Here is a 10646-nt window from a genome sequence, read left to right as displayed (position 1 = left end):
TGGCCGTTAAACCTGGCAAGCAGTTTGGAAGTAATGTCGTTCCCGGTATCAGCGGAACCTGTGTCGAAAAGACCTGGCTCTCCCGCTCATGCGAACAGGGTAAAGCGGCGAAGCTTCTGTTGCAGCACCATTCAGCCACCAAGCGTTTGCGCGCTTAACTGGAGTGATACACATGAAAGCTCTGCTCGATCTATTCAAGCAAGTCCAACCCAACGAACAATTCGACGCGATCAAAATTGGTCTGGCGTCTCCAGAAAAAATTCGTTCCTGGTCCTACGGTGAAGTTAAAAAGCCGGAAACCATCAACTATCGTACTTTCAAGCCTGAGCGTGACGGTCTGTTCTGTGCCAAGATTTTTGGTCCTATCAAGGATTACGAATGCCTGTGCGGCAAGTACAAACGTCTGAAACACCGCGGCGTTATCTGCGAAAAATGTGGCGTTGAAGTGACTCTGGCCAAAGTGCGTCGTGAACGCATGGGCCATATCGAGCTGGCTTCCCCAACTGCACATATCTGGTTCCTGAAATCCCTGCCATCCCGTCTGGGTATGGTATTGGACATGACCCTGCGCGATATCGAACGCGTTCTGTATTTTGAAGCATATGTCGTCACCGATCCAGGCATGACTCCGCTGAAAAAATGCCAGATCATGTCTGAAGATGATTACGCTGCCAAGTACGAAGAATTCGGTGACGAATTCACTGCATTCATGGGTGCTGAAGGTATCCGCGAATTGCTGCGTTCCATCGACATCGACCGTGATGCAGAAACCCTGCGCACAGAGTTGAAAGAATCCAAATCTGAAGCCAAGATCAAGAAATACGCAAAACGTCTGAAAGTACTGGAAGCATTCCAGCGCTCAGGCATCAAGCCAGACTGGATGATCATGGAAGTTCTGCCGGTCCTGCCGCCAGAACTACGTCCATTGGTCCCGCTGGATGGTGGCCGTTTCGCGACTTCCGATCTGAACGATCTGTATCGCCGCGTCATCAACCGTAACAACCGTCTGAAGCGTCTGATGGAATTGCGCGCTCCTGAAATCATCACACGCAATGAAAAGCGTATGTTGCAGGAAGCCGTCGATTCCCTGCTCGATAACGGTCGTCGCGGTAAGGCAATGACAGGCGCCAACAAGCGTCCTTTGAAATCCCTGGCAGAAATGATCAAGGGTAAGGGCGGTCGTTTCCGCCAAAACTTGCTGGGTAAGCGCGTCGATTACTCTGGTCGTTCCGTTATCGTGGTTGGTCCACAACTGAAATTGCATCAGTGCGGTCTGCCAAAATTGATGGCGCTGGAACTGTTCAAACCGTTCATTTTCAATAAACTGGAATTGATGGGTCTGGCAACGACCATCAAGGCAGCGAAAAAACTGGTAGAGATACAAGAACCAGTCGTATGGGATATTCTGGAAGAAGTCATCCGCGAACATCCTATCATGCTGAACCGTGCGCCTACGCTGCATCGTCTGGGTATCCAGGCGTTTGAACCGGTCCTGATTGAAGGTAAAGCGATCCAGTTGCACCCACTCGTCTGCGCGGCTTTCAATGCCGACTTTGACGGTGACCAAATGGCTGTCCACGTTCCTCTGTCTATCGAAGCACAGATGGAAGCACGCACTTTGATGCTGGCATCCAACAATATTCTGTTCCCATCCAATGGTGAACCGTCTATCGTTCCCTCCCAGGATATCGTGTTGGGTCTGTACTACGCTTCCCGTGAAAAAATCAACGGCAAGGGCGAAGGCATGATGTTCCCTGACGTTTCAGAAGCGATCCGCGCCTGGGACAACAAGGAAGTTGAGCTGAGCACACGTATCACAGTCCGTATTACTGAATTTCCGAAAGATGCTGAAACTGGCGAATTCGTCAAAACCATCAAGCGTTATGAAACGACTGTTGGCCGTGCGATCCTGTCCGAGATTCTGCCTAAGGGCTTGCCATTCACCGTACTGAACCGTGCGTTGAAGAAAAAAGAAATTTCCAAACTCATCGATACCTCATTCCGCAAGTGCGGTCTGCGTGCAACGGTGGTGTTTGCTGATCAATTGATGCAAATGGGTTTCCGCCTGGCGACACGCGCCGGTATCTCCATCTGTATTGATGACATGTTGGTTCCACCACAAAAAGTGACTTTGCTGGCAGCAGCAGAACACGAAGTCAAACAGATCGAACAGCAATATGCATCCGGTCTGGTGACTGCGGGTGAGCGTTACAATAAAGTGGTCGATATCTGGGGCAAGACCGGTGATGAAGTCGGCAAGGCCATGATGGAACAACTCAAAGTTGAACCAGTCACACGCCGCGATGGCACTGTTGGTACACAAGAATCTTTCAACGCCATTTACATGATGGCCGACTCCGGTGCGCGTGGTTCTGCAGCCCAGATTCGTCAGTTGGCAGGTATGCGTGGTCTGATGGCGAAACCGGATGGCTCGATTATCGAAACGCCGATCACCGCGAACTTCCGCGAAGGTCTGAACGTTTTGCAGTACTTTATTTCCACTCACGGTGCGCGTAAAGGTCTGGCCGATACGGCGTTGAAAACAGCTAACTCCGGTTACCTGACACGTCGTCTGGTTGACGTGACGCAAGATCTGGTCGTGGTTGAAGATGACTGCGGCACATCCAATGGTTCGTCCATGAAGGCTATCGTTGAAGGCGGTGAAGTCAACGTGCCTTTGCGTGACCTGATCTTGGGCCGTGTTTGCGCGAACGACATCGTCAATCCAGAAACACAGGAAACACTGTACGAAGCTGGTTCCCTGCTCGACGAAACAATGGTAGAACGCATCGAAGCCCTGGGTATCGATGAAGTCAAAGTACGTACGCCACTGACATGCGACACACGCTATGGTCTGTGCGCAATGTGCTATGGCCGTGATCTGGGTCGTGGTTCCCTGGTTAACTCTGGTGAGGCAGTCGGTGTTATCGCTGCGCAGTCCATCGGTGAACCAGGTACACAGTTGACGATGCGTACCTTCCATATCGGTGGTGCGGCATCCCGTGCAGCGATTGCATCTTCTGTTGAAGCCAAGTCCAACGGTACTATCCGTTTCACAGCGACCATGCGTTATGTCACTAACGGTAAAGGCGACCAGATCGTTATTTCCCGTTCTGGCGAAGTGCTGATCACTGACGACCACGGTCGTGAACGTGAACGTCATAAAGTACCTTACGGTGCAACTCTGATCGTCAAAGACGGTTTGATCATCAAGGCTGGTACTGCATTGGCGACATGGGACCCATTGACTCGTCCTATCATTACCGAATACACCGGTACGGTGAAATTCGAGAACGTCGAAGAAGGCGTGACTGTTGCCAAACAGGTTGATGAAGTAACAGGTTTGTCCACGCTGGTAGCGATCGATGCGAAACGCCGTGGTAGCGCAGCAGGTAAAACACTGCGTCCACAAGTCAAGCTGTTGAACGAACAAGGCGAAGAAGTCAAGATCGCTGGCACAGAACACGCAGTAACGATCGGCTTCCAGGTGGGCGCGCTGATTACCGTTAAAGACGGTCAGCAAGTACACGTGGGTGAAGTTCTGGCGCGTATCCCGACTGAATCACAAAAAACCCGTGATATTACCGGTGGTCTGCCACGCGTTGCCGAGTTGTTCGAAGCCCGTTCACCAAAAGATGCCGGTATGCTGGCAGAGGTAACAGGTACGGTTGCGTTTGGTAAAGAAACCAAAGGTAAGCAACGTCTGGAAATCACAGACATGGACGGCGAGAAACACGAGTTCCTGATCACCAAGGACAAACAAGTCCTGGTGCATGACGGCCAGGTCGTGAACAAGGGTGAGATGATTGTTGACGGCCCAGCCGATCCACAAGACATCCTGCGTTTGCTGGGTATCGAAGCGCTGGCACGTTACATCGTTGATGAAGTTCAGGACGTGTACCGTTTGCAAGGCGTTAAGATCAATGACAAGCACATTGAAGTGATCGTGCGTCAGATGTTGCGCCGCGTTGTCGTGGTTAATCCAGGCGATGCCAACTACATCGTTGGTGAACAGGTAGAACGTTCTGAATTGCTGGATGAAAATGATCGCGTAGCAGCAGCTAACGGTATCCCTGCAACATATGAAAATATCTTGTTGGGTATTACCAAGGCATCCCTGTCCACCGATTCCTTCATCTCTGCGGCGTCCTTCCAGGAAACCACACGTGTTCTGACCGAAGCTGCGATCATGGGCAAAAAAGACGGTCTGCGTGGTTTGAAAGAAAACGTCATCGTTGGTCGCCTGATCCCTGCTGGTACAGGTCTGGCATTCCACCGCGCCCGCAAGTTGAAAGAAACTTGGGAAGCAGATGAACGCGTAGCCTTGCTGGAAGCGGAAAAAGCAGCATTTGCGCCGATACCAGAAGTAACAACAACTGATGTGGTGGATGGCGGCGAAGCATAAGCAATCACCGCAGCAATACAGCACTATCAAGATGTTGATGTAGTAAAGAACGGCACCTGTATAAGGTGCCGTTTTTTTTTGGCCTGAACATTTGCTCAGGCAGCAGTACAATACGGCTGCTAACCATAGACAGATTATGCAAGAGAATAAAAACCCGGAACTCAATGCTGCTGCCATAGAAAAACTCTGTGATGGCGCAGCCCGCGAAGTTGATATTGAAGTCGTCGCAGAAACCGGCTCCACCAATGCCGACCTGATGGCGCGCCTGTCTGCAGGTACAGGCACAGGCACATCGCCACCGGCGCGCCCGGTGCTGCGGGTGGCCGTGCATCAGACGGCAGGGCGTGGCAGGGCAGGTCGCCCATGGCTGACTGTGCCCGGTGGTATGCTGACTTTTTCGCTGGCCTGGCATTTGCCGCAAGCGCCACACAACCTGCTGGGCTTGCCGCTGGCGATAGGCGTTGCCCTGGCTGAGTGCCTGAATGCCCTGAATCAGAATGTGCAATTGAAGTGGCCGAATGACATTTTGCGCGATGGTAAAAAGCTCGCAGGTATCTTGCTGGAATCTGCTGCCGCCAGTGAAGGCGGCACCTGGATCGTCGCTGGCATAGGCCTCAACCTGCAAGTGTCGGATGAGCTGGAAGCACAAGTAGGCCGCGCCCTGGCAGATGCACCCTGGCTCGCGCAGATGGATAGAAACCTGTTGCTGGCGCAATTGTTGAACGCACTTGCCGCAGCATTGCAGCAATTTGGTAAGCAAGGTTTTTCAGTCTTTTTGCCACGCTGGAATGCCTTGCATGCCTACGCCGGTCAAACCGTGCATATACTCGACCACGGCCAGGTCTTGCACACCGGTAAAGCACTGGGTGTGGATTTGCATGGCTGCCTGATATTACTGACTGAGCAGGGCCAGGTCAATGTGCTCGCAGGTGATGTGTCTTTGCGGCCAGTAGCATGAAAAAAGTAGCCAGAAAAGAGTAGCAAGAAAAGAGTAACAAGAAAAGAGTAAAGCAGACATGAGTCAATTATTGATCGATGCAGGTAATACGCGCATCAAATGGGCGCTGGCAGATATCAAGGCTGTGCCAGCGGGATCGGCACCAACACCCGCACCAGCGCCAGTGTGGCAGCAGATTGCCTCCGTCAGCCATGATGAACTGGACACTTTGAAAGCCAGTTGGCAAGGCATGCACTTTACACGCGCCCTGATTTCCAATGTAGCCGGTGCCAGCATCAAAGAAAAACTCACGGCCTTACTGCAAGAAGTACAGCCAGACTTGCACATAGACTGGTTTGCCTCGCAAGAAGATATCGCCGGCCTGCATAATGGCTACCGCAATCCGGCGCAACTGGGCTGTGACCGTCTCGCCTCCATGATAGGTGCGCATTATCTGTTCCCGCAACAAAGCCTGATTGTCGCTACTTGTGGAACTGCCACCACAGTCGATGCTGTTACTGCAGATGGCGTATTCAAGGGTGGCATGATCTTGCCTGGCCTTAAACTCATGGCAGAGTCGCTGGCACGCAATACCGCACAATTGCCGCAGGTGGCAGAATCAACCGAGATCGCCAAAGTCTTTGCCGATAATACCGACCAGGCCATCGTCAGTGGCTGCATCAGTGCCCAGGTTGGTGCGATAGTACGTGCCTTCAATACCCTGGAGCAGCAGGAGAAAAAGACTGTCAATTGCGTGATTTCTGGTGGTGCTGCCCCGTATTTATTGAGTCATTTGGGCATTCCTTATCAATATGTAGATAATCTGGTCTTGACGGGGCTGTTTGTCGTGGCACAATCAAGCCCGGACTGATAACACTGACACTTAACCATGCTGAGATTCTTTTTCTGGAGCCTGCTCGTACTGAATGCCTTCCTGCTGGCATTTAATCTCGGCTATCTGGGACACTGGTCCCTCGATACCCATGAGCCCGAGCGCCTGAAAAAACAGCATCACGCCGACCAGTTAAAACTCCTGACTGCGGCCGAAGCAGTGTCGCCAAGTGAACCCGCAGCAGAAAAGAAACCCGAAGTCATCGCCTGCCTCGAAGTCGGTAACTTCCAGCAAAACGATATTCCCAAGTTTGAAGAAAAATTAAAATCCCTGGCAATGGGTGATCGCCAGTCCCGTATCAATGTCGTTGATGTTGCCACCCACATGGTCTTCATCCCTTCGCAAGGCAGCAAAGAAGGCGCAGACAAAAAAGCCGGTGAATTACGCCGCTTGGGCATCAATGACTTCTATATCGTGCAAGACCAGAGCAATCTGCGCTGGGGTATTTCGCTGGGCGTGTTCAAGACCGAAGAAGCAGCCAAACTGCATTTGAATAATCTCAGCAATAAAGGCGTGCGCTCTGCCCGCATAGGCCCGCGCACGGTCAGCACCAATAAATTTGCCTTTCAGTTCAGGGCCATGAGCGCGGAAGAAAAGAGCAAGTACGATGTCATCAAGGCTGAGTTCCCGGCGCAGGAAAATCGCAATTGCCAGGCAACGGCTTATAGCAGGAGTTAGGACATGAGCAGTTTTGAGACGCTGGCGATTTACTTCCTGTGCACAATGTGTGCGATAAACATCTACGTCAGTTACTGTATCTTGAGTAGCGATTATTATGAGCCAGTGCAAAAGGCTTTCCAATTTTTCCTGATCTGGTTGTTACCTTTGTTGGGTAGTCTGTTTTGTTATTCGCTGGCGAAACCAGACGTAAGCCATAAAATCAGATTCAGGGGTGATGTTCCTGAATATACCGGAGTTGGTTTGCATGGCCTGGATCATTGAGGTTTTGTGCAACTGAGTCCTGACTACCGCTTCTGACATGATGGACGCACTCATAATTATCTCCATAATCATTGTGACTGTCTTGCTGGCAATGAATGTGTATGTGACTTACTTGCTGGCAAGGAGCGAGTTTTTCGAGCCTGCGCAAAAATATGCGCAATATGCCTTGATCTGGTTGCTCCCGGTTATCGGGGCTATTCTTTGCTATTTGTTTGTACAGCCAAGTTTGGGGCCTCCCAGCGGTCAATACGTCAATCGTGAAAATACCCCTGAGGGTGATTTCATGGATTTTTCCCGGTCAAACAAAGATTATTTCAGTGGCCACGACTGATATTCGCCGTTGACCTGCACTCGCGTAACAGTCACTGGCTGAAAATATTTTCAATCAATTCTCATTTAGTGAGAATTGATTGTTGATGTTTCTCAGCGTGTTGCTAGAATGAGTCTGATATTGTTCTTTTCTCTAAGCCACAATGCCAGCATCCACTAAGGATAGTATTGCTCAAAGCGAACGCGTTTTACAGGTCCTGGCCTGCATCGCGCGTCATGGCGAGGCTTTGTCTGCACGTGAACTGGTAGAGCAAACCGGCTTGCCACTGAGCACCTTATACCGTCAGCTTGCACCTCTCAAGAAATGGGGTTTGGTGCAGGAACATGCACAAACCGGCTTATATGAACCTGGCCCACTGGCAGTGCAACTGGCGCGCGGTTTTGACCAGCACTCATGGCTCATGAGAGCAGCGCGCGATGAGCTTGCCGATCTGGTGCAAAAGTCGGGTGAGAGCGTAGGTTTGCTGGCCTATGTCAATGGACAAGTGGTTTGTCTGGATATGCAAGAAAGCCAGCAAGCCCTGCGCTGTTCTTTTGCCAAAGGTCGCGCCAGTTCCAGCGTGCGCGGTGCCTCTGCCAAGGCTTTGCTGGCACATCTGCCGCCAGCCTTGCAAGACGAATTACTGGCGCAGAATTTTCTGGAAAACGCACCAGTATCCGGCCAACTGCTACAAGACTTGCAAACCCAGTTGCAAGGCATACGTGAACAGAGATATGCCACCAGTGAAAATGAAGTTGATCTTGGCATCTGGGGCGTCAGCGCACCGGTATTTTCTGGCCGCGATAAACTTGAAGCCACCTTGTCCCTGATGGCACCGGCGCAGCGCATACAGCAACGCAAGCACGAACTCATCAACATGACTTTGGCAGCAGCCGACAGACTGAGCCGCAAACTACAATATTCATAAATCCCGGAGACACCATGACTGCTTTTCATTTTCAACAGGGCAGCCTGCCCCTACTGATTTCCATGCCTCACGTCGGCACCAGCATACCGGATGACATCGCCGCCCAGATGCTGCCAGTCGCGCAAGAGAAAACCGATACTGACTGGCATTTGCGTGAACTCTACAATATGGCAGCAGAGCTCGGGGCATCCACCATCGCGGCTGAATATTCACGCTATGTGATAGACCTGAACCGTTCGTCCGACAATGCCAATTTGTACCCCGGGCAAGATACTACTGGTTTGTGCCCGGTTGATACCTTTGCCAAACAGCCGCTATATGCACCAGAGAATTTACCGGCAGAAGCCGAGGTGCAGCGCCGCATCGCCACTTACTGGTTACCTTATCACCAGCAATTGCAACAAGAGCTGGAACGCCTGTTAAGCCTGCATGGCAGCGTGGTTTTGTGGGATGCACACTCCATCGCATCTGAAGTGCCACGCTTTTTTGAAGGCAAGTTACCCGACCTGAACTTTGGTACTGCCGATCAAAAATCCTGTGATGCAGGCATGCAAACTGCCATTGCAAACAGCCTGCAAAACGCGAGTGATGCGCATACTTACACGCATATTTTCAATGGCCGTTTCAAAGGTGGTTTTATCACCCGTAATTATGGCCAGCCATCCCGTCATATCCATGCAGTACAACTGGAGATGAGCCAGTGCATTTACATGAATGAAGCCGCGCCCTACGAATACCGGCCTGACCTGGCAGTCAAGGTGCAACCTCTGCTGAAGCAGTTGCTGCAAGCTTGCCTGGACTGGAACAAAACACAAGGGAGTGCCGCATGAGCAGTTTGTTTGCCCATTACGCTTTACTGCCCCAAGGCTGGACCAGCAATGTACGTCTGCACTGGAATGAGGGCGGTGACCTGAGCCTCGTCGAACAGAATGCAGCTTTGCAGGCGCATGAAAACCAGGCGCAGTTTGTCTTGCCCGGCATGACCAATTTGCATTCGCACGCCTTCCAGCGCGCCATGGCTGGCATGACAGAAATGGCAGGCGAGGGCAAGGACAGTTTCTGGACCTGGCGTGACCTCATGTACCGCTATGCCCTGCATATCAAGCCTGAACAAATCCAGGCTATCGCCGCGCAACTGTATGCCGAATGCCTGCGCCACGGCTATACCGCAGTTTGTGAATTTCATTACCTGCATCGTGACCAGGATGGCAGTTTTTATTCGCGTCCAGCCGAGATGGCAGAACGCGTGATTGCAGCAGCAGAGCAGACTGGCATGGGCATCAGCATGTTGCCCGTGTTGTACAGCTATGCCGATTTTGGTGAACAGGCCTTGCGCCACGACCAGCGCCGTTTCTCCACCAATGTGGCAGAGATCATGCAATTGATAGAAGCATTGGAAGTCAAGCGCAGTGCCCAGGTTGAAGTTGGTGTAGCTCCGCATTCATTACGTGCTGCCAGCATCAGCCAGATACGTGAATTGGTAGCGGCACTGCCTGCCGCCCGTCCCATCCATATCCATATCGCTGAGCAACAAAAAGAAGTTGATGCCTGCATCGCTTACTCAGGCAAACGCCCGGTAGAGCTCTTGCTCGATAGTGGACTTGTGAATGATCGTTGGTGCCTGGTGCATGCCACGCATCTGAACAAGGTAGAAGTGCAGGGTATCGCCGCCAGTGGCGCGGTAGCTGGCATTTGCACCACGACGGAAGGCAATCTCGGTGACGGTTTTTTTGATTTGCCAGATTACATCGCCGCCAATGGCCGCTTTGGTGTAGGCAGTGACAGCCATGTATCGCAAAGTCCGGTAGAAGAATTGCGCTGGCTGGAATATGGCCAGCGCCTGCGCCTGCAGGGCCGCAATATTGCCAGCGTTACGGGCCAGCGCAAGGTTGGTGATTTCTTATATCAGGCAGCCCTGCAAGGTGGCGCTCAAGCCAGCGGGCGCAAGCTTGGACAACTAAGTGTTGGTTACCGTGCCGACATTGTAGTACTGGATGATGCGCATCCTAATCTCGCCGGTATAGCTAGCACGGATGTACTCAATACCTGGATCTTTGCAGGCAATGATAATCTGGTGCGCGATGTGTATGTGGGAGGTGAAAAAATAGTGGAAAACGGCCGCCATGTACTACAAACGGAAATCCGGACGGCCTACACCAGTTGCATGTATCAATTACGCCAATTATAAACATCAGCAGCGGCCTGCATGCGCAAAGGTGTGGAACATAGAGA

9 protein-coding genes are annotated in these 10646 nt (G+C 51.7%); all 9 read left to right on the top strand.

Annotated elements, in window-relative coordinates:
- Positions 1–172: 172 nt before the first annotated feature.
- The 9 genes from rpoC (at position 173) to ACO0LI_RS08150 (ending at position 10602) form a co-directional block, all read left to right on the top strand.
- Entirely contained in the window at positions 173–4405 is a 4233-nt protein-coding gene (gene rpoC / locus ACO0LI_RS08190) for a DNA-directed RNA polymerase subunit beta' (RefSeq protein WP_423032187.1), read from the top strand.
- A gap of 136 nt (positions 4406–4541) precedes the next feature.
- Positions 4542–5363: a biotin--[acetyl-CoA-carboxylase] ligase gene (locus tag ACO0LI_RS08185; RefSeq protein WP_423032185.1), complete on the top strand. Its 822-nt coding sequence runs from the start codon at positions 4542–4544 to the stop codon at positions 5361–5363.
- Between the two features lie 58 nt (positions 5364–5421).
- Complete coding sequence (locus tag ACO0LI_RS08180) at positions 5422–6213, top strand: type III pantothenate kinase (RefSeq protein ID WP_423032183.1); 792 nt, start codon at positions 5422–5424, stop codon at positions 6211–6213.
- A gap of 18 nt (positions 6214–6231) precedes the next feature.
- A complete protein-coding gene (locus ACO0LI_RS08175; RefSeq protein WP_422949014.1) occupies positions 6232–6912 on the top strand; it encodes an SPOR domain-containing protein in 681 nt (226 codons plus the stop codon).
- 3 nt (positions 6913–6915) lie between these two features.
- Positions 6916–7176: a hypothetical protein gene (locus tag ACO0LI_RS08170; RefSeq protein ID WP_422949013.1), complete on the top strand. Its 261-nt coding sequence runs from the start codon at positions 6916–6918 to the stop codon at positions 7174–7176.
- 40 nt (positions 7177–7216) lie between these two features.
- The gene (locus ACO0LI_RS08165; protein WP_422949012.1) at positions 7217–7507 is read left to right on the top strand and encodes a hypothetical protein; all 291 of its coding nucleotides are present in this window, start codon (positions 7217–7219) and stop codon (positions 7505–7507) included.
- Between the two features lie 142 nt (positions 7508–7649).
- A complete protein-coding gene (locus ACO0LI_RS08160) occupies positions 7650–8414 on the top strand; it encodes an IclR family transcriptional regulator (RefSeq protein WP_422949011.1) in 765 nt (254 codons plus the stop codon).
- 14 nt (positions 8415–8428) lie between these two features.
- Entirely contained in the window at positions 8429–9244 is an 816-nt protein-coding gene (gene hutG, locus ACO0LI_RS08155) for an N-formylglutamate deformylase (protein WP_423032181.1), read from the top strand.
- On the top strand, positions 9241–10602 hold the full coding sequence (locus ACO0LI_RS08150) for a formimidoylglutamate deiminase (RefSeq protein ID WP_422949009.1): 1362 nt from the start codon (positions 9241–9243) through the stop codon (positions 10600–10602). Before hutG ends, ACO0LI_RS08150 begins: the two co-directional genes overlap by 4 nt.
- Positions 10603–10646: the final 44 nt, after the last annotated feature.

The organism is Undibacterium sp. Tian12W, from assembly GCF_049339405.1.
Lineage (GTDB): Bacteria > Pseudomonadota > Gammaproteobacteria > Burkholderiales > Burkholderiaceae_D > Undibacterium.
The sequence above is the reverse complement of the archived record's forward strand: the minus strand, read 5'-3'. Positions and strand labels throughout refer to the sequence as shown.

Bases quoted from the DNA above. Each gene is read 5' to 3' on its own strand.
- rpoC (WP_423032187.1), top strand. From the start codon at position 173: ATGAAAGCTCTGCTCGATCTATTCAAGCAAGTCCAACCCAACGAACAA.
- ACO0LI_RS08185 (WP_423032185.1), top strand. From the start codon at position 4,542: ATGCAAGAGAATAAAAACCCGGAACTCAATGCTGCTGCCATAGAAAAA.
- ACO0LI_RS08180 (WP_423032183.1), top strand. From the start codon at position 5,422: ATGAGTCAATTATTGATCGATGCAGGTAATACGCGCATCAAATGGGCG.
- ACO0LI_RS08175 (WP_422949014.1), top strand. From the start codon at position 6,232: ATGCTGAGATTCTTTTTCTGGAGCCTGCTCGTACTGAATGCCTTCCTG.
- ACO0LI_RS08170 (WP_422949013.1), top strand. From the start codon at position 6,916: ATGAGCAGTTTTGAGACGCTGGCGATTTACTTCCTGTGCACAATGTGT.
- ACO0LI_RS08165 (WP_422949012.1), top strand. From the start codon at position 7,217: ATGGACGCACTCATAATTATCTCCATAATCATTGTGACTGTCTTGCTG.
- ACO0LI_RS08160 (WP_422949011.1), top strand. From the start codon at position 7,650: ATGCCAGCATCCACTAAGGATAGTATTGCTCAAAGCGAACGCGTTTTA.
- hutG (WP_423032181.1), top strand. From the start codon at position 8,429: ATGACTGCTTTTCATTTTCAACAGGGCAGCCTGCCCCTACTGATTTCC.
- ACO0LI_RS08150 (WP_422949009.1), top strand. From the start codon at position 9,241: ATGAGCAGTTTGTTTGCCCATTACGCTTTACTGCCCCAAGGCTGGACC.